Raw genomic sequence first — 22,872 nt, 5'->3', positions numbered from 1 at the left:
CGTCGCTGAGTTCTTGCTCTGCTTAGCCGTTGTTCATGGGAGGGGCTGAGCCTGCGGGAAGGTCCAGGTGCCGTCGAGGACGTTCTGGTGCGGCTGGTAGAGCCGGACCATGTAGTTCCAGCCGGGCATGGTCGGCAGGCAGTTGGGGATCTGGCCGTCGCAGCCGCCGAACTGGATGTCGACCGAACCGTCGGAGCTCTTCTTGGCGGTGACATTGTTGATCGAGTACGCATTGAGCGGGTTGGCCTCGTAGTACCCCTGGGCGTTGTAGAGGCTCACCGACCAGAAACCGTCCACCGGAACGTCTTTCACGTTCAGTTTGTAGTTGACTTGCCCGCTCTGGTCGGGCGGGGTGACATTGAGGTAGAGCGCGTCCTTCTGCGGGTTGCCACCCCACGCCGACGCGGAGGTTATTAAGTGGCGGACCTCGTCGACCTGTCCCCTGGGACCGAAGGAGTTCTTGGTATCGGGCAGGGTCGAGGCAAGGGTGAGCAGAGCGTCGCGGACTTTGTCCTGGCTGGGCTTGTCCCACTGCGGAATCTCGAAGGTCCCCTTGGAGGCCTGCTTGACGGTGACGGTGTCCTGGAGCTTGTGCACGGCGTCCACGTCCGCCGGGTTGCCCGGGTCGACGAAGGTGCGGATCCCCACCATCATGTAGCGCGTGCCGATCTTGTCGCGGTCATAGGTGTAGGTGCCGGGCTTGTAGACGACCTCGGGAACGTATTCGTCCTCGTCGATGATCTGCATCGACATGAACCGCTTACCGGCATCGGGCAGGGTGATCGAGACCGGGCCGGCATCGAGATCGACGACCGCCGAAGAGTAGAGGGTGTCGCGGTTGGCGCGCACCACGGTCTGATTGTCGATCGGCATGGGTTCGCGAATGTGGTGGGTATTGCCGATCCCCACCTCGCCGACGCTGATCGCGAATTCGCGATCGCTCTCGGCCCGGGCGAAGTTGTCCGGAGTGACCAGGACCGGCTGATTCAACGGATACACCGGTGCCGCTGACGTGCTCGCGCTCGGGCCGCCGGTGGTGCCGGCTCGGTTCGCCTCATTCGAGTCGTTGCCACACCCGGTCATCGACGCACTCGCCACAGCCGCGCCGATCAGCACCGCACACCATCGCAGAGGTTTCACCTAGCGTTCCTTCCTGGGCCGCCAATTACGGCGGGATGGCAAATATTCAGCTATCGCACCGATGGTAGGCAGTACAGACATGAGACACGTGACATTCGAGGGCGTGTCTCGGCCGCTCCGCCCCATCGGACCGACTCCGCACGATGGGGAGTCGGTCAGCGCGGATACCGGCTGTCACACAGGGCATTTCAGGCGATCCAGAACGTCTGCCCGAGAGAACCGGTCGATCATCCGCGCGGTGACGACTCAGGTCCGGCCTCAGGGGACCGACAATCGTCTCCCGGTGTCCGCCGAGCTGGCGATGGTGTCGAGCAGGCGGTGCACGCGGACTCCGTCGTGAAAGGTCGGGACCGCTGTGGTGCCGGTCCGAACATCCTGTGCCAGTGCCGCATACAGCCGTGCCACGTTGTCGGCGTCGGTGCCGAGCGATAGGTCCGCCGGCGAATCCGCACCGGACACTGGCTCCCAGTCGCCGTCGCCGCGAGAACCCAGCAGGTGCAGCTCGCTCAGCGAGATACCGCTCCGGCTGTTGGCACCGGAGACGATCGCGAGATCTCCTGCGGTGCCCGAGATCTCGATCCTGGTGCGACCGCTGGAGACCTTGGAGTCGTGGATGTGGGCCGAGACCACGATTCCCCGCGCCGTAATGGCGTCGAGCAGAAGATGGTTCGGGCTGGTGACCTCGATCCTCTCGCCGGTGTCCTCGATGATCGCCTGGCGATGAGGAGTGGCGAGCCGGGCCGATACATCGACGACATCGCCGATCAGGTACTGGACCAGATCGAGCGCGTGGCCGCCGAAGACCTCGACCACACCCGCGCCGGTGCTGCGATCGAGGGTATAGGCCGCCCAACCTGGCACGCCTGTGCCTGCACCCAATTGCCGTGCGCCATATACCGTTACCGAAACAGGCTCTCCCACAAACCCTTCCGCGAGCAGCTGACGGGCACGCGCGACGGCGGGCGCGTATCGGGTCTGCAGACCGACCACATGTCGCACCCCCGCGTCCTCGGCGAGTCGGGTCAACGCGTGAGCCTCGGAGAGGTTCAGTGCGAGCGGCCATTCGCAATAGACGTCTTTTCCGGCCGCCACGGCGGCGCGGATCAGCTCCGCATGCGCGGGCACCTTCACCGTGATCGCCACCAGATCGACCTCGGGATGCTCGGCCAGCTCACGGGGATCGGTGAACGCGTGCTCCGCGCCGAACAATTGCCGTGCCCGCTGCGCACTGTCGGCGCGGCTGGTGCCGACCGCGGTGATCCGGAAGTCCGCGAGCGCCCGCAATGCGGGAACATGCGCACGCGCGGCCCAGCCGCGGTCCGGGCTCGCGCCGACGATGCCTACTCGAATGGGATCCATTGGACACTCCTCACATAAGCGGACTCTCAAGGTCCGTTTATACCTAAGCGGACCCGGCGAGTCCACTTGCTAAGCTGGCGGACGTGACCAGTGCCGTCGACCGACTCCTGTCCAGTGAGAGCGGTCAGATCCCCCGCGCCGATGCGCGCCGCAATGTCGAGCGCCTGATCACCGCGGCACGCTCAGCTTTGGCCGAGATCGGAGTCGAGGTGACCGCGCAGGAGATCGCCCAGCGCGCCGGGGTCGGCAAGGGCACCTTTTATCGGCGAATCCCCTCACGGGAAGCGCTGCTTCAGGTGGTGCTGGAGGAGGTGCTGAACGAGATCATCGGCACCGCCGATAACGCGCTCGCCGACCCCGACCCCTGGCACGGATTCACCGAATTCGCCTCGGTCTATGTGCGACTGCGCGCGGAGAGCTGCGGCGTCAACGACGCGCTGGGCGGCGCCGGTATGCCGGGCCTGGATCAGCTGCTCGCCGAAATACGCACGCGGATAAGGCTTCTGGTCGAAGGCGCACAGTCCGCCGGGCAGATGCGACGAGACATCGTTTGGCAGGACGTGGCGTTCCTGCTGGCTGGGATCTCGACCGACGCGGGCACCATCGGCCTTACGCCCGACGCAGACCAATGGAGCCGCAACCTTCGCATAGTCCTTGCGGGACTGAGCAATCACGACCGCTGAGCACATGTTCGTTAAATAGCTCATTATTTGCCACAGCTGGCTAGTCTGGGTCGATGGACAACCGGATGGTTGCGGCGGATTTCGAATGGTTTCGTCATGACTGGTTGATCGGATTGGCCGATATCGCCTATCTGTGGGTGGTCGCGCCATTGCTGATCGCGACCGGAGTGGTTTTCACGATCCGAACCAGGGCGGTTCAAGTGCGCCGGTTCATCGCGGGCGCGCAACTGTCCCTGTCGATGGGGGTGTTCACCAAGCAGGAGCAGGCGCAGGCGCATACGGGGATCTCCGGGTTCGCGGCCTTCTGTGTGGGTTTGGCCGCGCGCACGGGGACCGGGAATGTCGCGGGGATGGCGGTCGCGCTGGTGGTCGGCGGGCCGGGGGCGATCTTCTGGATGTGGGTGGTGGCGGTTTTGAGCATGGGGTGCGCGGTCGTGGAGAACACGCTCGGGCAGATCTACAAGCAGCCCATGCCGGACGGGTCCTTTCGCGGCGGACCGGCGTTCTATCTGGAACGCGGGCTCGGCGCGGTCCGGCTGGGGCAGCTGTTCGCGGCATTGTTCGTGATCGCGGTGGGGTTCGCGTTCGTCATGGTGCAGGCCAATACGATCGCCGATGCCATCAGCGGTGTCGCGTCGGTCGATCCGCGCACGGTGGCGGTGCCGATGGCGGCGTTGACCGCGTGGGTGATCTTCCGCGGCGCGGCGGGGACCAGCCGGTTCCTGGGCGCGATCGCGCCCTGGGTGGCGGGGGCGTACATCGTATTCGGCCTGACGGTGCTGTTCCTCAACATCTCCGGGATTCCGCACGTACTGAAGCTCATCGTGCAGTCGGCGTTCGGAGTCGGTCCGGCGGCCGCCGGATTGGCGGGCGGGATGCTCATCGCGGTGACCACCGGTGTGCGGCGCGGGCTGTTCTCCAATGAGGCGGGAATGGGTATGTCGCCCAACGCCGCCGCCACCGCGACCTCGCCGCATCCCGCCGATCAGGGTATGGCTCAGGCCTTCGGTGTGTTCATCTCCACCTATGTCATCTGCACCCTGTCGGCGCTGGTGGTTCTGCTCGCGGCTGGTGCGGCATACCAACCCGGCGTCGAGGGCGGGCTCAACGGGGCGCAGTTGGTCAGCGTCGCGGCGGGTAACCAATTCGGCGCGGCCGGAACGGTTTTCATCGTGGCGGCGCTGTTCATGTTCGGGTTCAACTCGATCATCGCGAACTACACGATGTGCGAGGGAAACGTCACCAACGTGTTCGGCTGGACCGGCCGCGGGGTGCTGGCGCTACGCGCATTGATCCTGGCGGCGATCCTCATCGGTGCGGTGCTGGCCCTGGACGTGGTGTGGGCGATCGGCGATATCGTGGTGGCCGCGATGGCGATCATCAACCTGGCGGCGATCCTGCTGCTGTTCTCCCGCGCCCGCACCGCGATCGACGATTGGGACCGCCAGTACCGTGCCGGGAAACGGCCGGTCTTCACCGAACAGACACTCCCCCACGACCTTTCCACGGTCTGGACCACCACGGCGGCAGGGTCTGCCGCGCACACCGACGGGGAGCGCTGATGGACGATCCGGTAACCGCCGCACTCAATCGCGTGATCGATCGGCACTCCGGCAACACCGGAGGTGCGGTCGCGGACTACATCCCCGAACTCGCCCGCGCCGATCCGGAGGCGTTCGCCGTCGCCACCACCAGCATCCACGGCGACACCTATCAGGCCGGCGCCTATGAGGACGAGTTCACCATCCAGTCGGTGTCCAAGCCGTTCGTGTTCGCACTCGCGGTCGCCGAGCGAGGCCTGGAAAACGTTGCCGCCCATGTCGGTTTCGAACCCAGCGGCGAACCGTTCAATGCGATCAGCCTCGAAGAAGGCACCGGTCGCCCGGCGAACCCGCTGATCAATGCCGGAGCCATCGTGACGACCTCGCTGGTCCCGGGCGATCCCGCCGAGAGCTTCGAACGCATTCACACCACCCTATCCGGTTTCGCGGGGCGCACCCTCGCTGTCGACGAGGATGTCTTCGCCTCCGAATCCGCCACCGGCGATCGTAATCGCGCGCTGGCCTATCTCACGTTGTCCCAGGGCACGCTGGGCCGATCGGCGCAGGAGTCGACGGACATCTATTTCCGCCAGTGCGCACTACAGGTCACCGTCACCGACCTCGCCGTGATGGCGGCGACGCTGGCCAACGGCGGCGTCAACCCGGTCACCAAACGGCGCATCGTCTCCGCCGATATTGCCCGAATCACGTTGTCGCTCATGACAACCTGCGGCATGTACGACCGCAGCGGCGAATGGATGGTGCGGGTGGGCCTGCCCGCCAAGAGCGGAGTCGGTGGCGGAATCGCCGCGGTGTCACCCGGCGAGTTCGGCATCGGAGTCTTCAGCCCGCGCCTGGACCAACAGGGCAACAGCGTGCGCGGACTGGCCGCACTGACCGAGATGTCCGAGCGGCTCGGACTGCACGTCTTCGCCGGCGCCGCCGACCAGCGATCCCCGATCGCGGCCAGCGATATCGACACCGGCATATTGTCGGTCCGCCTCAAGGGCGAGGTGGATTTCGTTACCGCGGAACGCATTACCCGGCACCTACAGGAAATGGCCGCCACCTACCCGCTGCACGAGATCGTGCTCGACACCGAGAACGTGACCGCGATTCGCCCGGTCGGCGCCGAACTGGTCGCCGCGACGATCGCCGATCTGCGCGATCGCGGAATCGCGGTGAATGCACTGGCATCCAGCCAACGATCGGACCCCTTCGGCGCGTAGCGCCACGGAACCTAGCGGGGCGGTCCAAATATATTGCGCGGCAATCAGTTCGGCGTACTCGATTCCGTTTGCCGATTGAGGGTCATCGCGAGGGTGGGGTGAAGCCACGAGCGTGGACCAGCTCGTGGGTGAGTCGGGTGAAGGCGCGGGTGGCGGCGCTGAGGTAGGCGCCGTCGCGGTGCAGCAGCGCGACGGTGCGGGTGGGTAGGGGCGGATCCAGGGCGATGGGGGTCAGGTGCGGGTGGTCGTGGGTGATCGCGTCGGGTAGGACCGTAGCCAGTGCGGTGCGTTGCACGATTTCGGTGAGCGCCTGAATAGTGTTGGCCTCGACACTGATTCGTGGGGCGATAGCGTGCGCGGCGAGGTAGTCGTCGATGTGCCCGCGGGTGGCGAAGTCACCGCTGAGCAGCGCCAGCTGCTCGGAGCCGAGGGCCTGCACCGGAAGGGATTCGGCCGCGGGGAGTTCGGTGCGGGAACCCACTACGAGACTGAGGGTTTCGGTGAACAGCGCGGTGGGAGAAATGCCGGGCAGATGGGGTCCGGCGAAGGCGATACCCAGGTCGAGATCATCAGCGAGCAGGGCTGCCTCGATGCGGTCCTGCGAATCCTCGGTCACGCGCAAGGTGATGTTCGGGTGGCGGGTGTGCAGTTCGGCGGCGAGCGAGCCGACGAGGTATGCGGTGAACGTGGGCGTGACCCCCAGGCGCACATGGCCCTGGGACAGGTCCCCGACATCACGCACCGCACGCTGCGCGGCACCCAGCTCGCTCAGCGCGCGACGCGCGTGCGCGGCGTACACGGTGCCGGTGTCGGTGAGCCGCACCGTGCGCCCGGTGCGGTCCAGCAGCTGGGCGCCCACCGCGCGTTCGAGCTGTTTGATCTGCTGCGACAGGGTCGGCTGGGAGATGTGCAATTCGTCCGCGGCGCGGGTGAAGTTGCGGTGTTCGGCGACCGCGAGCAGATAGCGCAGGTGTCGCAATTCCACGGTCGCCATCCCACCATCATAGATACCAGCAATGCATTCCATTGATATCAAGTCTTGGACTCTATAGCCGCAGGTCGGGGAGAGTAGGTCGTGCCGGCCCGCACGGGTCGGCGAGCACCGAAGGGAGTGACCCATGCAGGATCTCGCCGAGGGCGTCGCCCGTTTCCAGCGCGATATCTTCCCGGCCAAGGCTGACCTGTTCGCCCACCTGGCCACCCACCACGCCCCGCACACCCTGTTCATCACCTGCTCCGATGCCCGCGTCGTCCCGGAATTGATCACCAGCGCGCAGCCGGGTGAGCTGTTCGTGATCCGCAGCGCCGGAAATCTGGTGCCCGCCTATCATTCCGCCGCCGACGCGGTGACCGCGAGCATCGAATACGCGGTCTCCGCGCTCGGGGTATCGGAGATCATCGTGTGTGGCCATTCCGCTTGCGGGGCGATGACCGCGCTGGCGCACGGCGACGATCTGAGTGGCGCACCCGCGGTCGCGGCCTGGCTGCGGCACGCCGACGCGTCGGTCGCCCGTACCGCCACCTCCGGCGACGTGCCGAACCTGGTGCGCGAGAACGTGCGTGCGCAGCTGGCGAATCTGGCAACCCACCCCTCTGTCGCGCGCGCCCTGTCCGAACACGGACTCGCCCTGCGCGGCTGGGTCTACGACATCGGCAGCGGCGACATCGAGATCGTATCCACCACTGATTCAGGCTCGACAACTGCGGCCTGAACCCTCACTGCCGGTGCACCTTTCGGGGCCAACACCCCTGGCGCACCGTCATCACCGAATGCTTCCGCGCCTGCGGAAGCAGCCTCCCCACGAAAAGGATGTTCCGACAATGATCCACTCCCAGTTCGATCCCACCGCTCGTCAACTGCTGGCCAACGCCGCTGTCGAAGCCAAGATGGTCAAGGATCTGTCGTGGCAGCAAATCGCTGATGCGGCAGGGCTTTCCGTCGCATTCGTGACCGCCGCGGTCCTGGGCCAGCATCCGCTGCCGGCGGACGCGGCCACGGCGGTGACCGAACTGCTCGGCCTGGACGCGGACGCGGCGCGACTGCTGCAGACGATCCCGACCCGCGGCTCGATCGCCGATCGCGTGCCCACCGACCCGACCATCTACCGCTTCTACGAGATGCTCCAGGTCTACGGCACCACCCTCAAAGCCCTTGTCCACGAGCAGTTCGGCGACGGCATCATCTCCGCGATCAACTTCAAACTCGACGTGCGCAAGGTCGCCGACCCCGACGGCGGTGAGCGCGCGGTGATCACCCTGGACGGCAAATACCTTCCCACCAAACCGTTCTGACACCTTCGGCACACTCGGGAGCACATTCATGGACTTCGCTCAGCACACCATCGATCTGGCCCGCCGCAATGTCGACGCGGGTGGGCGGCCGTTCGCGACCGTCATCGTCAAGGACGGCGAAATCCTCGCCGAGAGCCCGAATCTCGTCGCCCAGTCCGGCGACCCGACCGCACACGCGGAAATCCTCGCCATCCGCCAGGCCTGCCTGCGGCTGGGCACCGAGCATCTCACCGGCACAACCATTTACGTGCTGGCCCATCCCTGTCCGATGTGCCTGGGCTCGCTGTACTACTGCTCCCCCGACGAGGTGGTCTTCCTGACCACCCGCGAGGCCTACGAGCCGCACTACGTCGATGACCGCAAGTACTTCGAACTCGACACCTTCTACACCGAATTCGCCAAGGCCCCCGACCAGCGCCGTCTACCCATGCGCCACGAGCCGCGCGAGGACGCTCTCGAGGTATATCGGTTGTGGCAGAACCACAACGGCGGGCAGCGCCGCGTTCCCGGTGCCCTCACCGCCTGAGATAGACACGAGGCGGCGAATACCAGTCAGAGGGCTGCTCACGACCGGGTGGTCGAGCAGAGTCAGCCGGGCTGTTCGGTCAGCGAGCCGGGATGGAGACCTTGGTCAGTTCTTCGGAGATCTTCCAGATGCGTTGTGCGGCTTCGACACTGGCCAGACGCGTGTACAGCTTCTGTTCAGCGGGAGCGCCACCGAGATGCCCGGGTCCGCTCGGCCCGTACAGACGGCCACCGAGGGCGTCGGGGGCGGTTGCCGCATACAGGGCAGGGAGTTTCGCGGTGTCGACGGTTCCGACCAGGATGCCGCGGGAGGACAGCGCGCGGATGAGGCGCACCCCCACGGTGTCTCGATCGCGGCCGACCTCCGGACGCGCGGCGAGCAGACTCGTCGGTGCGACACCGGGGTGCGAGAGGTTGCTCGTGATGCCCCAGCCTGCTTCGGCGCTGCGACGGTCGAGCTCGAGACCGACGAGCCCGAGGGCGATCTTCGACTGACTGTAGGCGTTCTGGCCGTTGTAGGAGCGTTCCCAGTTCAAGTCCTGCCAGTTGATCGCACCGCGATTGGCGGAGATGCTGACCTGCGAGGTCACGCGGGCCTGCCCGGCGCGCAGCAGTGGCAGCAGGTGGGCGATCAGGGCGAAGTGGCCGAGGTGGTTGGTGCCGAACTGCAGCTCGAACCCGTCGGCGGTGGTCTGCCGCTCGGGCGGAGTCATCACACCCGCGTTGTTGATGAGCAGGTGAATCGGACGGCCCTCATTGCGCAGGGTCTCGCCCAAGGCCGCGACGGAGTCCAGCGCGGACAAGTCCAGCGAGTGCAACGCGAGATCTGCGTGCGGGGCCAGCTGCTTGATCTTGGTGATCGCTTCCTCGCCCTTGCGCGGATTGCGCACCGGCAGTAGCACTTCGGCTCCCGCCGCAGCCAGTCTGGCGGCGATTCCGAGGCCGATACCGTCACTGGCCCCGGTGACGACCGCGCGCTTTCCGGAAAGGTCGGGAATCGTGATGTCCGCGGGTGTGCGTGCCATGGGTTGACTCCTGTCGTTGGCTCGCTGATCGAGGTCGAGTCGTGAAAGGCAGTGGCACAGCTTCCGACCACACACCCTATAATATCAGGCACCTGCCTGATTTAACTGTCGGGGCAGGTCAGGGAAGGAACAGGGCATGCGCCAGGGACCGGGACGGCCGAAACGCGAACGCCGGACGCCGGACCACGCCGAATTGATGCACAAGGGCCTGCGCGCCTTCGCGGAGCTGGGCTATGACGCGGTCTCGGTCCGTGTGCTCAACGACCGACTCGGTATGGGACACACATTCATCCATGACCGATACGGCTCCAAGGATGTCTTCTGGCGGTCGGTCGTGGATCACGAATTCCAAGCTCTCAGTGGCCAGTTGGCACCGGCACTGCTATCCGAGCCCGAAGACGACCTGCACTGGTTGGCCGAGGCCGTTCGCGTCTTTCACCGGGCCAGCGCCGAACATCCCCATCTCAATCAGGTGATCGACTATGAAGCGGCCCGCGAATCGGATCGGCTGGACTATCTGTTTGCACTGATCGCACCGTTCACCACGGCCGTCCAGCCGGTTTTCGAGCGACTCGTCGCCGCCGGGCGCATCCGCGACATCCCTTGGCACGTCTTCTTTTTCGCAATCACCAAACCGGCGCTGCTGTATGGGCAGGGGCCCCTGGCTCGGCGATTGGGCCAACCAGACGGTAGCGACGACAGCGGCACTATGGCCGAGACGATCCTGCGCGGACTGATCACTTGATCGCCGTGTACGTGCGTGCGATACCGAGAACGGACCGGGCACCCGCTGGCGGGCATCCGGTCCGTTCGAGTTCCTCAGGCGCGCAGGCCGTTACTGCCCTTGCTGATACAGGCGCTGGCGCTGCTCGTTGACCTCGGCTTCGAGGCGAGCTTTCTCGGCTTCGGCCTCCTTGGCCGCCGCCTCGCGCTGGGACTCGGCCTTGTCCTGCTGAGCGCTACCTTCCTGGCGCAGATCGTCGTTCCCCACAACCGCGCCGGCGACCTCCTTGACCTTGCCTTTGACCGCTTCGACGACCCCTTCAACAGCTTCGAGGGGACCGCTCTTGTGCTCGGACATCGCATACCTCCGAAATATGTTGCCGCACATCGACAAACGAGACCTACCCGGCCAAACGGATGCCAATCGCGGGCCGAGGAATCGGTCCATGCGATCCCAATCACACCCGTGCGTCCCTTGTTCGGCACAGGGGCACTGGTTGCGCTCGATGGAAACGAGCGACGCCCACCGCCGGACAGCACGCCGGAAAGGACCGGCCGGTGACGTTGTGCGCACGATGACGGACAGTCAGTGCCAGGAATGCGCAGAGATCGGAGTGTCTGGTGCATTTCTGGCTACTATTCGAGTGGGGATCAGCAACCGCATGCCGGATTCCCATGACGGGCTTTCCTTGCCGTCGGTGGGGGGCCGTTCCGCCCAAGAGCGGTCCCCCTTCGGCAGGTGATCTCCGATCAAGTTATGCGATAGCAAACAGCCGACCCCGCTTCGTGAATGACAGTGACCAACAGTTCTCATCGACGGCGGCTACGACCTCGACCGCAGCCGTGCGCGTGGGATGTCGGCGCGGGCGCGGTTAGCTTGGATTTCGTCGTGGTTGTCGGCGGCCCAGCCGATGAGCTGCATGACGATGTCGTGCAAGCCCACGCCGAGCGGGGCGAGGGCGTATTCCACCCGGGGTGGCACTTCGGCGTAGGCGGCCCGGGTGATCAGGCCGTCCTGCTTCAGCTGTTGCAGGGTGTGGGTGAGCATGCGCTGGGAGATGCCGGGGATCTGACGCTGCAGGTCGGTGTAGCGCAGGGGGCCGTCCTGGAGCACCGCGACGATGAGCATGCTCCATTTGTCGCCGACCCGGTCGAGCACCTGCCGGATGAAGGCCATGTGGTCGGCGGGGATCCCCGCGCACGGCCCGCTCGCGGCCGCCATCTCGATCGCGGTGTTGTCCTGCATGGCACCCATCCCACTCCGTCACGCACACCAAAGTGCCTTTTGTACCGCCTCCAATACTGGCGCATCATGGCGCTACGAACAAATCGTATGAATTGCAGGTAGGGGTATGCGGGTGGAGATCTGGGCAGTCATCTCGCCTGTACGGGCTCGGCGGTCACAGCTTCCCCTCGCATCCCGCCCCTGCAGTCCCTCGGAAAGGCACACCCATGACATACCTGCTGCACATCGACTCGTCCTCGCTCGGTGAGGCATCGGTCTCTCGCCAGGTCGCGCAGTCCTTTCTCGACCAGTGGCGGGGCGCCGTCGTCCATCGCGACCTCGCTGCCACCGCCGTGCCGCACCTGAGCGCCGCAGGCATCACCGCCCGTCTCACCGACCCTGCCGACTACACCCCTGAGCAAGCCGCGGCCGCCGCGATGCAGGACGAGTTGATCGAGGAATTCCTCGGTGCGAGCGCGTACTTGTTCACGGTGCCGATGTACAACCTGACGATGCCGTCGGCATTCAAGGCATGGCTGGATCAGATCATCGTCGTCGACCGCACCTTGAACATCACCGGTGCCTCACCCGTCGCGGGTCGTCCGGCCGTGCTGATCTCCGCGCGCGGCGGCGGCTACGGCCCCGGTACTCCGAATGAAGGGCTGGACTTCGTGGTGCCCACGCTCGAGGCGGTGCTCGGGCGGCTCCTGGGGCTGGAGGTGATCACGGTAATTCCCGAGCTCACCATGGCTCCTCACAACCCAGCACTGACCCCGCTCCTTGCTCTGCACGAGGAATCCATAGCCGACGCCCACGAACGAGCTCGCAGCCTCGCCGAAACCGTCACCTCTGCCCGCGCCGCATAACGTCAATCTCGATGACGAACCTGCTCGGGCGAAGGCGACCGGTAGCCGTACAGCGCTCTGCCCGTTGATCTTTCGAGGCCTCGCGCTGACCGGTTCGGTCAGTGCGGTCAGCGGCATAGAAGGACACCTAGGCCTCACGTATGGACGTCGAGAACGTCTTCCTGATGCGCTTGTCGGGCTTGCCGACAAGCTTCGGCATTCGGATCCTCACTCTTCATCCGACCCGACTCCTGGATCGACGGCCTTTCCGATCTCGGAGCGGCTCCGCTCTTCGGGTTCGGAGCGCCCCAGCTCGATTTGAGTGTCGAGTGAGCAGCCGCAGTACCAGTGTTCGATCTCGTCGACCTCGGACCAGCCCGTGGGTTCGGCCATGCGTATCCGGTCGCGCGTGACCATCACCTTGGTAATCCCACCGCACTCGTGAAACAGGATCAGCTCGACATTGTGGCTCCATGACGAAGTTTCGTTCAACGCCCGCTGTAGGTCGAGAAAGAGCTGATCGTCCTTGGCGCCGTAGAACTATCGGCAGCCGAGGCAGTCCGTCCCCGTCGTTGCCGAAGTGCAGGTCGGGATGGGCCTCGACGAACCATGATGGCAACGCAAACGGCAGATCCTCAGAGATCACCACGGTTCTAAAGCCCACACCGACCCTCGTCTCGTTCGTACGCCAGAGGTTTGGGTCTATCTTGCAACTAACCGAATTCACCGGTCATTCTGGCGTCTCACTATTTGGCGACGGTCGCGCTGATGTGATCGGCGGAGTAGGGAAGGCCGGCAACAACCCGGCCCGGCTTCCAAACCGGCGGTTGCGTCGCGAAACCGCCGTCGGGCTGCAGCATCGGCAGCTGTTGCTCGAACTCACCGGGCATGATGACCGTGGGACATACCGCGATCACCCGAGCCGTGTCATGAGCTCGGACGTAGGTGGTCGCCGCGGCCGTCGACATGGCAGGGACGCCGGTCGGTGCCCAGCAGGTCACCATGGACTCCACGCGATAGGCGACGTCGGTGTCGTTTCGGCAGGTAAACCCTTCGCAGGACACCCCTTCCGCCAGTTCCCGCGCATTCGCCGTCGACGCGCTGACCCCGAGGGCGGTGGTGAACAGCGCAGTGGCAGCGACAACACCGAGCATGCGGCGGCTTCTCATATAGCGAGCTCTTTCTCTTCCGTTGTTCCGACCGCCCGGCATACCGTTCCCGGACGCCAATTCGTTTCACTAGCTATCGAACTTCTTCCAGCTAGGCGAAACGGGCGCGCGGGGTTGGGCTCAGGCGTTCGCCCGCCAATGCCATAGGTTCGCATCATGAGGGTGCGCATCCAGGCTGGCGACCAGCCGATGACCGTGACGTTCGAGATCCAGGGCGACGAGCGACAACTCGCAGCGGGTGACTACATGATCGTGGAGTACGACGGCGCCAACGGTCTCACCGACGACGTTCATGTGGAACACAGTCAGGAAGGCATCATCGTCTACATGCCATCAAGCCGATGGCGAGTGTGGTCTTCCACTGGAATCGAGATCACTCCCTAACCGCGTCACTGACCGACTCGGTCAGATTACGAAATGCCCTCAACAACGAAACTAGCGGTCAGCGCCCAGCTGAACAGCGCTGCCCGCCACATTCGTGTTGTGTACCGAACAGACCCACCAGCAGTCGTCTCGTTCGGTGAAAACCCATGTGCCACGGTTGGTTACCGAGAAATCCGGCGTCCGCAGCGTCTGCTCGACAGTGACGATCGCATGCCCACCCCCAATAAGCCGCACAGCCAGAATCGTGTAGTGCGCCTCTGCGTCCGGACTGTTCCGCATCGCCTCCAGGTGGTAGGCGTGCAGTTCATCCCATCCTTGAAACACCGAGCCCGCAGGATTGATGAAAACCACGTCATCGGTGAAGACCCTGTCGAACGCGATGGCATCCTTTGCCACGAGCGCGGTTTCGAGACTCCCGAACACCTCTGTTATCGCAGCCACCGCGCGCTCCGAATCCGTTGCAACGGCGGCTCTCGGACGCTCCCGGTATGAATCGACAGTCATGGTTCCAACCTACGTGTACCCGTAAGGGCTCTCATAGCTGTTCACTATCCACTCGAGGGCCCGATGTGGACTTTGTCGGCTGTCGGCCCTGGCCCGTAACCTGTAGCGGCACAGTGGAACTTGTGAGGCTGCGGAGGCTTCGTGTCGGACTCAACCCTCAAATCGGCTACCGAGTCACCGGTTATCGCGATGGCTCGCGAGATCTTCGAGCACAGAACGCAACTGGTCGACGCGGTTCAGGTCGCGATCGACGACCCGGATGCGTACGTAAAGGACCGCCCATGGATGGGCGGCGCAGATCGCGACGACCTCGGCTGGGAAGCTCTGATCGACCAGATGCAGGAACCCTGCGACGCAGGCGAAAATCGCCTGGTCACCTTCGATTGGCAGGCATCCCCCGACTGGATCCGCGAGGGAGTGCAGTGGTTGATTCACTGCTTCACCGACTACGGTCCGAGCTGGGACTGGTTCGATGCTCGCGTAGCAGACCTGATCGAGAAGGGCTGGGACTCAGGCGATATCGCCTACAATCTGCTCAAGGAATGCGGCCAGCGCAGCCTTGAGATCGGTCTGGCGCTGATCAGCTTCACGCGGGGCGACTCCAACGAAGTAATGGCTACCAACATGCACCAGGCGGATCTGATTGTGGATCTGGCAACGCAAGCCGGCCATGGACGGGACATCGTTGTGCTGCGCCGGACTTAGTTCCTGTTATCGTCTCGTTCAATCTTGAAGTTACGGCTCACGCTGGCTCATCGGCATTTCAGTGCATCAGGAAGACGCTGAATCGGTAGCGCCCGTTGATCTTCCGTCGAGTCACACCGGCCACCTCGCGATTCCGTACGTTCGGTGCACCAGGTGCGATCCGTGTCGTTCCCACTCTCGATCGCGGGTCACCGCTCCCATTTGAGGACGGCGATGTGGTCGGATTGTGCGATGGCCAGGCGCGTTCCGTCCGGATGTGCGGCGGCGACCGGTGTGGGGATGTGTCTGACCCCGTAGCTACCGTCCTTGGTTCCGGCGTCTACGTCAGGCCATTCGATGAGCGTTCGCCCCGAGATCGGATCGATCAGGCGCGGGTGACCATACAACGACATGACGTGTTCACCACAGGCGATCATTGTCCCGACCCTGTGGTTTACGCGAGAGCGATGAAGCCAACGAGCCGAGCCCGCGGACCAGATGCCCAGTTCCCCGGGCGCGAGCTTGCCGGAGTCGCCCTCGAATGGATCTTCATTCGAGGCGGCGATCACCACACGATCGTCATCGAGCCAGCACGCGGATTCGATCTCGGCGTCGGATATGTCGGCGGGCAGGATTCCCGCGCCGTCGAGCACCGCCGGGTCCTGCACCGCTGCAGTCAGATCGAAAATCATCGCGACACCGTATGGGTGCCACACCCAGCCTGCGGCAAGGAGATATCGGCCACCGGGACTGATCGAGAGTCGCGAGTGGAACATGTCCCGCGGGGTTCGGGGTCCATCGGTGAGCCGCTGACCGGTCTCGGCATCCTCGATCTGCAGAACGTTGTACTCGTTGGGGCAATGCACGACGACTTCGCGCCCATCGGGCAGCGCACCCAGCGCGACCGGATAGTCGAAATCCTCTGCGTGGTAATAGCTTCGATCGAGTTCACGAACCAACTCCCCATCACGCAGTAACAGGGCCTTGGTGCCGCGTTCGGCATACAGGACTTGAAATCCGCTCGATGGCGAGAACGCCGCATGATCGAATGACCCGCCGAACATACGGAAAATCTGTGGCGAGTCGGCGGTGCCGTCGGCTGTCCACCGGGTCGGGCCATGGAAAGGGTCGACCAGATCGTCGCCCTCCCAGGACAGAGCTGATACCCGTCGCTCGGTGGTAATACGTTGTGCCTGCACTGATCTCCCCTGAAATACAACCGGATCGTCACGCTACCCGGCAGCATTGCGACTGTCTCGGCATAGTTGAGTGGACATGTCGCACTACGTCCCGTCAGAGAAGCAGGTATGTTTCTGATCGGGCTGCCCTCGTAGCTCAGGGGACAGAGCGACGCTCTTCTAAAGCGTGGGTCGCAGGTTCGAATCCTGCCGGGGGCGCCGTCAGGACATCGCTCACCACGATCAATCAACGGTTCCGGTCCATCGATGAGCTTGTGCGGCAACGGAAACGCTGCGCAAGGCCTTCCCGCTTACGCGCGCGTCACGACGTAATCCGTTGGATTGAAGCGTGCGGTCATGCGGCGCAGGCGGCGGGCCGACCAGGGCCAGGAGAAGCCGTTGCGCCCGTTCTTGTCGAAGTAGTAGCTGCGGCATCCGCCTGAGTTGTAGACCGTGCTTTGCAGTGCGGCTTGGACGTCGTTGTTGAACTGCCGCATTACCTGTGGCCGGACTTCCAGCGATTGCGCGCCGCTGCGGCGCAGATGAGATAGCGCTTGAATCACTTGCTGCAGTTGGGATTCGATGATCAGGAACCCCGATGCGACCGCAGAAACGTTAGGCCCGAAGAGGATATAGAGGTTCGGGAAGCTGGGCACCGTGGTCCCGAGGTAGGCCTGTGGGCTGCCGTCCCAGTGCTCGGACAGGGTGCGCCCGTCACTGCCCTTGACCTTGCCCGCGATCGGCATATCGAGGATCTTGAATCCGGTCGCCATGATCACGACATCGACTTCGGTTTTGGAATTGTCTTCGCCGACAAGGGTATTACCCCGAACGGCGGTCAGGCCGGTCGAGACGACCGAGACGTTCGGGCGGGCGAGCGCCGGGTAGTAGTCACTCGACATCAGCAGGCGTTTGCAGCCGACCGACCACTCGGGTGTGAGGGCCGCACGCAACGCGGGGTCCTCGATGGCCCCGTGGATGTTCTGGCGTCCGAGCCACTTGAAGGCCGCCTGACCCCAGCGATGGTTGAACGCGATATTGGTGAGTTCGAGGATCAATTCCTCACGGCGACGGTTGAATTCGTGCACCCATCGCAGGCGATGCGCGCCCAGGCGGCGCAGGAGCCGGGACGGTGTGGGCTCCATCTTGGGCACCACCCACTGCGGAGTCCGTTGCAGGACATGGAGTTCGGCGACCTGTTCGGCAATGCTCGGCACCACCTGGATCGCCGAGGCTCCGGTTCCGACGATCGCCACGCGCTGTCCGGTCAGATCGACCTCGTGATCCCAGCGCGAGGTGTGGAACACCGGCCCGGGGAAGGAGTCGAGGCCGTCGATGTCGGGCAGGCTCGGCTCATGCCATGGTCCGGCGGCGGCGACGAGTGAGCGGGCGCGGATCTCGCCGTCGCTGGTGTCCAGCACCCAGCATCGCTGCGGTTCGTCCCAGCTTGCCTCGAATACCTCGACTCCGAGGCGTAGATGCTCGCTGACGCCGAAGCTATCGGCGGTCTCGCGCAGATAGGACAGTATCTCCGGCTGCGGTGCGAACTTTCGACTCCAGTTGTCATGGGGTGCAAAGGAATACGAGTAGGCGATGGACGGGATGTCGACCGCGCACCCCGGATAGGTGTTGTCCCGCCACACGCCACCGACACTGTCGGCCTTCTCCAGCACCACGAAGTCGGTGATTCCCGCCTCGCGCAGTTTGATCGCGGTACCGAGACCGGAGATACCGGCGCCGATCACGGCAACCTCGAACAGGGGGGTCATGCGTCCTCCAGGACCAATTGAGCGGCGCGCTCGCCGATCATCATCGACGGCGCGTTGGTGTTGCCACCGGGAATGGACGGCATCACCGATGCGTCGGCGACGCGCAGTCGCTCGATGCCGCGCACCTTCAAATCGGGGTCGACCACGGCTCGTTCATCCACGCCCATACGGCACGTGCCGGTCGGGTGATAGACGCTCGAGATCCGACGGCGTGCGTCCTCTCGGGCGGCCGCAGGCGTGGTGCCGGCGCGGCCGGGGGCTACTTCGGCGCGCACATAGGGCGCGGTCCCCGGGTGTGCCATCGCCTCGCGAACAATCTCCAGTCCCGACATCAGGACGTCGAGGTCCGCGGATGCGCTCAGGTAGCGAGGGTCGATCACGGGCGCGGCATACGGATCGCGCGATGCCAGCCGCACCGTGCCCGAGCTCTCCGGATACAGCAGCACCAGATAGACCGTGAAGCAGGCGCCGTCGATATCGGGGTGAACTCCCGGGATCGTGGCATCGGCGCCGCGGCGACCGAGCGGAGTCGCGAACAACTGCAGATCGGGCACGCCATCGGCGAACTCGGACCTGAGGTGCGCGATGCCCTCCATGTACGAACCGCCCAGGAAGGTCGAGTTCGCCCGAATGCGCTCCTTTGCCATCGCGGCAACGAATTTCGCCGGACCCAGGATCGGCCCTTCGGTCACGTTGTAGACCACGGGGACAACGGCATGATCTTGCAGGCCCTCCCCCACCGGCAGATCACCGAGTACCGCGATCCCATGTTCAGCCAGGTGTGCGGCCGGTCCGATTCCCGACAGCATGAGCAGTTGAGCCGTGCGGAACGAACCGGCGCTCACGATGACTTCCTGGTGTGCGACAAGACGTTCCGTGCCTCGCTTGGTCGCGATTTCGACGCCGACGGCCGCGCCTTTGTCGATCAGGATCCGCGTGACCTGCGCACCCGTCCGCACCCGCAGATTCGGCGGCGCATCGCGCAGGTACGCCTCCGCCGAACTCTGCCGACGCCCACCGGCCGCGTTCCATTGGGCGACCGAAACGCCTTCCTGCTCAGCCGCGTTGTAATCGTCGTTGCGGGCAACCCCCGCGGTCGTGGCGAGCGAGCCGAGGAAGGCTTCGGTCACCTCGGCGAGATCGCGCGCCCGGGTGACACCGATCGGGCCCGAGCCGCCGCGGTAGTCGTTCGCGCCGTCCTCGAACGCCTCCATGCGCTTGAAGATCGGCAGCACATCCGCATGACTCCAGCCGACGCAACCGGCCGCCGCCCAGTCGTCATAGTTCTTGTGATGCCCTCGGGACCAGATCATCCCGTTGACAGCACTGCCGCCACCGAGTCCGCGTCCGTGCATCTGCGATACCCGGCGGTCGGCGGCATGCGGCTGCGGGCTGGTGCGCGGTTGCCAGGTGACGCTGCGCTGTAGCGCGCCGACCCCGTGCATCGCCCCGACCATGCCCGGAACCCGGACAAGCTGAGAGTCGTTGCGGCCGCCCGCTTCCAGCAGCAGCACCTCGGCACCGGCATCGGCGATCCGGCGTGCGGTGGCCGCTCCGGCGCTGCCGCCGCCGACCACGATGTAGTCCGCGGATGTGTCGCGCGGTAATTCTCGAACCATGGGTCAGTTCTCCTTGTCGGATCGCTCGATGGCGACGGACGGATAGTTACGGCGAAGTGCGACAAGGGCATTGCTCAGTTCGATCGCGGCCTGCAAACGAGCGTCCTCGAGCTCGGGTCGCGGCAGGACTTCGCGCAGGACGGCCTCGCCGTCGAACATGTGCACCAGCGAGGTGCCCATCAACCGGAGCACCGCGGGATCGACTCCCGCGCCCACCGAGGGCACCACCGCGAGCTCGTCGACGGCGGCGTAGAGCCGGGCCGCCACCGGAGTGAGCTGCTCGCGCAACTCGGCATCCGTGCGCGCGGCGATCAGCAATTCGAACCAGACCGCGTTGATCTGCGCGCGCGACTGGTTCCGCGTCAACACGAGCATCTCACCGACGGGCGCGTCACCGAGGGCGCGAAAGCCCGCGAGGTGTCGACGACCGACCTCCTCGGCGACTTCGACGACCAGCGCGAGCCGCGAGTCGAAGTGACGGAACAGTCCGCCCTTGGAAACCCCTGCCCGGGTACAGATCTCGCCGAGGGAAGCACGGTAGTAGCCGATCTCGGTGATGGTCTCGATCGTCGCTTCTACCAATGCTGCCTTCGTGGAGGCTGTGCGCTCGGCTTGGGTGCGGCGCACACGCTGGGTTTCGGTCACACAGCAGATTGCAACCAATCGGTCTCTATATGTCAATAGGCCGAAGGTTATTGCGGGACATAGGTATTCGAGCGGAGCAGCTCAGCCGGAAACCATCTCGGTGACCGGGACTGTCCCTTGCCACCGAGATTCTCGAACCGAGTGAACCTAGGGGCTTTCGGCCAGCCAGGCTCGGCCCGCGTCGAGGATGTCTCGTTCCTGATCGCTGAAACGGGTGGGGAACGGGCCGGTTACCGTGAGGCCGGTGCGTTCGAGTAGGTAAGCCAGCGCCGCGTATTCGCGGGGGTGACGGTGCAGGGTTTCGGCATCGATGGGCTCGGCGCCGGAAGTACCGAAGGGGTAGGCGAATCCGCCCATGTCGTAGATTGAATCGCGGTGGCAGATGCGCCAGATGCCGTCGATGCGCGCAACGCGGTCGAGGAAGCGATTGTGAACTGTCGCACCGAGATTCGCGTCCAAGTGATCGGCGATGAGGATCGTGTTGGTTTCCACGAACGCACGATCACCGGCGAAGCGGATGGCCGGGGAACCGATGAAATGTTTGCTGCGCAGTGGACCGGCGCTCATGCGGCGCGAGCCTTCGATGAAGTCGCGCGCCGGGCCTGAGAACCAGAGGATCCGAACTGTGGCATCGGCGTGGAATAGGCGAGCCAGCTCATCCCAGTCCTGTCGGTCGCGATGAATCCAGCCTGTCATCAGTTCGCCGATCGCCTGTCGGTCGGCAATTCGATTGTCCTGCATGCTTGTCAGCCTCCTTGTGTCCAATGCTGTGTTCAGGACGCGTGCCGGGAATGCACGAGCGCCGCGGCGAAGGCGGCCATGACCGTGAAGACCGCCAAAGTGGCGAAGGCGGCGGTGAATCCGTGTGCGTTCGGCACATCACCGGGACCTGCGATCAAGGTGGCCGCGACCTGAGTGCCGATCGCGCCACCGATCATGCGGACGACGGTGTTCATACCCGCTGTCTCCGCGACATTTTCGACCGGCACCGAATGCACGATCAGGGTCATCAGCGTGGGAAATGCGACGGCGAAGCCCAGGCCCATAAGGCCGAGGCTGATCATCATGTCGTAGGGATGATCGCTTCGCACGGCCATATAGGCGAATCCGGTTGCGGTGACCAGGGTTCCGGCGATCAGCGCGGACTTCACTCCGATTCTCGCGGCCAGACGCCCGGCATACGGACTGATCACGATCGAGGCGATCGACATGGGCAGGAAATACACGCCGCACTCGAGAATCGAAGCGCCGTAACCGAATCCGGCATGCACCGGCAGCTGCGCGAGAATCGGATAGATCGCGAATGCCCCGTACATGCCCGCACCGAACAGGAACGCCACGACATTGGTGGTCCACACCCCGCGCACACGCATCAGCCTCATGGTGATCAGCGGATTACTGCTCGACGCCTCGGCCACGACCCAAATACCGGACACCACAACGCCTCCCGCGATCGTGGCGATGGTGCGCGCCGAGGACCAGCCCCACGTCGCACCCTCACTGATCCCCAGCACGACGGCCGTGACTCCGACGACCATCAACGCCGCATCGATCCAGTTGACCCGGCCGCCGGGCCGCACCGGTGACTCCCGGACCAGCACCCACGTGGCGGCCAGTGTGATCAGCGTGAAAACCATTGGAATCCAGAACAGCCAGTGCCAGCTCAGTTGCGGCATGATCAGACCCGGCAGGAGGATGCCCACCGAGCCCAGCCCGATCGTGGCGGTCACCGCGCCGATGCCCGTTGAGACTCGCTCATGCGGGAACTCGTCGCGAATGATCCCGATCGCCAGTGGGAACAGCCCACCCGCGAGACCCTGCATCGCCCGCCCGGCGATCTCCAGTCCGAGCGAGTTCGAGACCGCGCAGACCAGCCCGCCCGCCGCCATCACGGCCAGCACGATCAACAACATCCGCCGCTTGCCGAACATGTCGCCGAGTCGGCCGATAACAGCCGTCGCGGCCGCAGCGGCCAGGAAGTAGGCCGTCAACAGCCAGGTGGCGCCGTTCTCGTTCGTGTGTAGGTCCCGTTGCAGCAGCGGCAGCGCCGGAACCACAACCGATCCCAATACGCCGTATGTCAGCGTCCCCAGCATGAGCGGCACCAAGACCGGCCATACGCGTATCTCGTCTCCGTGCCCCGCGCTCAGTGGTGTTCTGGTCGTCGTAGTCGACATTCGGCTATCCCTCTCGGCAGCATCCGCGATACCGTCGCGGTTATTAGGGTTACCTAACTACTCTGGGCTGGGTGGACCACTCCCGCTACCGCTTGCCGGACAGCCGATTCCGGATTCCCGCCAACATTTCCCCACGCAGCCAGGTGGGCCGGAAAT

At 64.6% G+C, this 22,872-nt stretch carries 25 protein-coding genes and 1 tRNA gene; 11 read left to right on the top strand and 15 right to left on the bottom strand.

Features of this window, described 5'->3' with window-relative positions:
- Window positions 1–33 precede the first annotated feature (33 nt).
- Window positions 34–1,131, bottom strand: coding sequence for a DUF1254 domain-containing protein (locus ACFVUS_RS28645; protein ID WP_387774738.1), 1,098 nt, complete (start codon window positions 1,129–1,131; stop codon window positions 34–36).
- 267 nt (window positions 1,132–1,398) lie between these two features.
- Window positions 1,399–2,499 (bottom strand): Gfo/Idh/MocA family protein, encoded by a 1,101-nt coding sequence (locus ACFVUS_RS28640; RefSeq protein WP_387773060.1) that lies wholly within the window; start codon window positions 2,497–2,499, stop codon window positions 1,399–1,401.
- 83 nt (window positions 2,500–2,582) lie between these two features.
- Here ACFVUS_RS28640 and ACFVUS_RS28635 point away from each other — a divergent pair, with 83 nt between their 5' ends.
- The 3 genes from ACFVUS_RS28635 to glsA are packed head-to-tail and all read left to right on the top strand — an operon-like array spanning window position 2,583 to window position 5,952.
- Entirely contained in the window at window positions 2,583–3,182 is a 600-nt protein-coding gene (locus ACFVUS_RS28635; RefSeq protein WP_387773057.1) for a TetR/AcrR family transcriptional regulator, read from the top strand.
- A gap of 53 nt (window positions 3,183–3,235) precedes the next feature.
- On the top strand, window positions 3,236–4,744 hold the full coding sequence (locus ACFVUS_RS28630) for an alanine/glycine:cation symporter family protein (protein WP_387773054.1): 1,509 nt from the start codon (window positions 3,236–3,238) through the stop codon (window positions 4,742–4,744).
- Entirely contained in the window at window positions 4,744–5,952 is a 1,209-nt protein-coding gene (gene glsA, locus ACFVUS_RS28625; protein ID WP_387773051.1) for a glutaminase A, read from the top strand. Before ACFVUS_RS28630 ends, glsA begins: the two co-directional genes overlap by 1 nt.
- A gap of 82 nt (window positions 5,953–6,034) precedes the next feature.
- On the opposite strand, the gene cynR is transcribed toward glsA, so the two are convergent.
- A complete protein-coding gene (gene cynR, locus ACFVUS_RS28620; protein WP_387774735.1) occupies window positions 6,035–6,937 on the bottom strand; it encodes a transcriptional regulator CynR in 903 nt (300 codons plus the stop codon).
- Window positions 6,938–7,070: 133 nt separating this feature from the next.
- On the opposite strand from cynR, the gene ACFVUS_RS28615 reads away from it, so the two are divergent.
- The 3 genes from ACFVUS_RS28615 to ACFVUS_RS28605 all read left to right on the top strand — a co-directional run bounded on the left by ACFVUS_RS28615 (window position 7,071) and on the right by ACFVUS_RS28605 (window position 8,770).
- Window positions 7,071–7,664: a carbonic anhydrase gene (locus tag ACFVUS_RS28615; protein ID WP_387773048.1), complete on the top strand. Its 594-nt coding sequence runs from the start codon at window positions 7,071–7,073 to the stop codon at window positions 7,662–7,664.
- Between the two features lie 109 nt (window positions 7,665–7,773).
- Window positions 7,774–8,244: a cyanase gene (gene cynS / locus ACFVUS_RS28610; RefSeq protein ID WP_387773045.1), complete on the top strand. Its 471-nt coding sequence runs from the start codon at window positions 7,774–7,776 to the stop codon at window positions 8,242–8,244.
- Window positions 8,245–8,272: 28 nt separating this feature from the next.
- Entirely contained in the window at window positions 8,273–8,770 is a 498-nt protein-coding gene (locus ACFVUS_RS28605) for a nucleoside deaminase (RefSeq protein WP_387773042.1), read from the top strand.
- 79 nt (window positions 8,771–8,849) lie between these two features.
- On the opposite strand, the gene ACFVUS_RS28600 is transcribed toward ACFVUS_RS28605, so the two are convergent.
- On the bottom strand, window positions 8,850–9,794 hold the full coding sequence (locus tag ACFVUS_RS28600) for an SDR family oxidoreductase (protein WP_387773039.1): 945 nt from the start codon (window positions 9,792–9,794) through the stop codon (window positions 8,850–8,852).
- 196 nt (window positions 9,795–9,990) lie between these two features.
- Between ACFVUS_RS28600 and ACFVUS_RS28595 the strand changes: the two genes are divergently transcribed.
- Window positions 9,991–10,539 (top strand): TetR/AcrR family transcriptional regulator, encoded by a 549-nt coding sequence (locus tag ACFVUS_RS28595; RefSeq protein WP_387773036.1) that lies wholly within the window; start codon window positions 9,991–9,993, stop codon window positions 10,537–10,539.
- A gap of 90 nt (window positions 10,540–10,629) precedes the next feature.
- Here the strand turns inward: ACFVUS_RS28595 and ACFVUS_RS28590 are convergent, their stop codons facing one another.
- Window positions 10,630–10,875 (bottom strand): CsbD family protein, encoded by a 246-nt coding sequence (locus ACFVUS_RS28590; RefSeq protein ID WP_387773033.1) that lies wholly within the window; start codon window positions 10,873–10,875, stop codon window positions 10,630–10,632.
- A 465-nt stretch (window positions 10,876–11,340) separates the two neighbouring features.
- Window positions 11,341–11,763: a winged helix-turn-helix transcriptional regulator gene (locus ACFVUS_RS28585; protein WP_387773030.1), complete on the bottom strand. Its 423-nt coding sequence runs from the start codon at window positions 11,761–11,763 to the stop codon at window positions 11,341–11,343.
- 206 nt (window positions 11,764–11,969) lie between these two features.
- On the opposite strand from ACFVUS_RS28585, the gene ACFVUS_RS28580 reads away from it, so the two are divergent.
- A complete protein-coding gene (locus ACFVUS_RS28580; protein WP_387773027.1) occupies window positions 11,970–12,608 on the top strand; it encodes an FMN-dependent NADH-azoreductase in 639 nt (212 codons plus the stop codon).
- A 207-nt stretch (window positions 12,609–12,815) separates the two neighbouring features.
- Here ACFVUS_RS28580 and ACFVUS_RS28575 read toward each other — a convergent pair whose 3' ends face one another.
- The gene (locus tag ACFVUS_RS28575; RefSeq protein WP_387773024.1) at window positions 12,816–13,079 is read right to left on the bottom strand and encodes a hypothetical protein; all 264 of its coding nucleotides are present in this window, start codon (window positions 13,077–13,079) and stop codon (window positions 12,816–12,818) included.
- Window positions 13,080–13,333: 254 nt separating this feature from the next.
- A complete protein-coding gene (locus ACFVUS_RS28570; RefSeq protein ID WP_387773021.1) occupies window positions 13,334–13,741 on the bottom strand; it encodes a hypothetical protein in 408 nt (135 codons plus the stop codon).
- Between the two features lie 171 nt (window positions 13,742–13,912).
- Between ACFVUS_RS28570 and ACFVUS_RS28565 the strand changes: the two genes are divergently transcribed.
- Window positions 13,913–14,140 (top strand): hypothetical protein, encoded by a 228-nt coding sequence (locus tag ACFVUS_RS28565; RefSeq protein WP_387773018.1) that lies wholly within the window; start codon window positions 13,913–13,915, stop codon window positions 14,138–14,140.
- A gap of 51 nt (window positions 14,141–14,191) precedes the next feature.
- On the opposite strand, the gene ACFVUS_RS28560 is transcribed toward ACFVUS_RS28565, so the two are convergent.
- Window positions 14,192–14,644 carry a YybH family protein gene (locus ACFVUS_RS28560; RefSeq protein ID WP_387773015.1) on the bottom strand — a complete coding sequence of 151 codons (453 nt, stop codon included), beginning with the start codon at window positions 14,642–14,644 and terminating at the stop codon, window positions 14,192–14,194.
- 189 nt (window positions 14,645–14,833) lie between these two features.
- Here ACFVUS_RS28560 and ACFVUS_RS28555 point away from each other — a divergent pair, with 189 nt between their 5' ends.
- Window positions 14,834–15,349, top strand: a complete 516-nt coding sequence (locus ACFVUS_RS28555; protein WP_387773012.1) for a hypothetical protein — start codon at window positions 14,834–14,836, stop codon at window positions 15,347–15,349.
- 188 nt (window positions 15,350–15,537) lie between these two features.
- Here ACFVUS_RS28555 and ACFVUS_RS28550 read toward each other — a convergent pair whose 3' ends face one another.
- A complete protein-coding gene (locus ACFVUS_RS28550; protein ID WP_387773009.1) occupies window positions 15,538–16,527 on the bottom strand; it encodes a hypothetical protein in 990 nt (329 codons plus the stop codon).
- A gap of 125 nt (window positions 16,528–16,652) precedes the next feature.
- On the opposite strand from ACFVUS_RS28550, the gene ACFVUS_RS28545 reads away from it, so the two are divergent.
- Window positions 16,653–16,725, top strand: a tRNA-Arg gene (locus ACFVUS_RS28545).
- A 92-nt stretch (window positions 16,726–16,817) separates the two neighbouring features.
- Here the strand turns inward: ACFVUS_RS28545 and ACFVUS_RS28540 are convergent.
- The 5 genes from ACFVUS_RS28540 to ACFVUS_RS28520 all read right to left on the bottom strand — a co-directional run bounded on the left by ACFVUS_RS28540 (window position 16,818) and on the right by ACFVUS_RS28520 (window position 22,716).
- Window positions 16,818–18,275 carry a flavin-containing monooxygenase gene (locus ACFVUS_RS28540; protein WP_387773007.1) on the bottom strand — a complete coding sequence of 486 codons (1,458 nt, stop codon included), beginning with the start codon at window positions 18,273–18,275 and terminating at the stop codon, window positions 16,818–16,820.
- On the bottom strand, window positions 18,272–19,894 hold the full coding sequence (locus ACFVUS_RS28535; RefSeq protein WP_387773004.1) for a GMC family oxidoreductase: 1,623 nt from the start codon (window positions 19,892–19,894) through the stop codon (window positions 18,272–18,274). Before ACFVUS_RS28535 ends, ACFVUS_RS28540 begins: the two co-directional genes overlap by 4 nt.
- Before the next feature lie 3 nt (window positions 19,895–19,897).
- Window positions 19,898–20,539 (bottom strand): TetR/AcrR family transcriptional regulator, encoded by a 642-nt coding sequence (locus ACFVUS_RS28530; RefSeq protein WP_387773001.1) that lies wholly within the window; start codon window positions 20,537–20,539, stop codon window positions 19,898–19,900.
- A 147-nt stretch (window positions 20,540–20,686) separates the two neighbouring features.
- The gene (locus ACFVUS_RS28525; RefSeq protein WP_387772998.1) at window positions 20,687–21,280 is read right to left on the bottom strand and encodes a nuclear transport factor 2 family protein; all 594 of its coding nucleotides are present in this window, start codon (window positions 21,278–21,280) and stop codon (window positions 20,687–20,689) included.
- Window positions 21,281–21,312: 32 nt separating this feature from the next.
- A complete protein-coding gene (locus ACFVUS_RS28520; protein ID WP_387772995.1) occupies window positions 21,313–22,716 on the bottom strand; it encodes an MFS transporter in 1,404 nt (467 codons plus the stop codon).
- Between the last annotated feature and the right edge of the window lie 156 nt (window positions 22,717–22,872).

It is taken from the genome of Nocardia sp. NPDC058058, assembly GCF_042885355.1.
GTDB lineage: Bacteria > Actinomycetota > Actinomycetes > Mycobacteriales > Mycobacteriaceae > Nocardia.
This window is presented reverse-complemented; position numbering and strand designations above follow the sequence as displayed.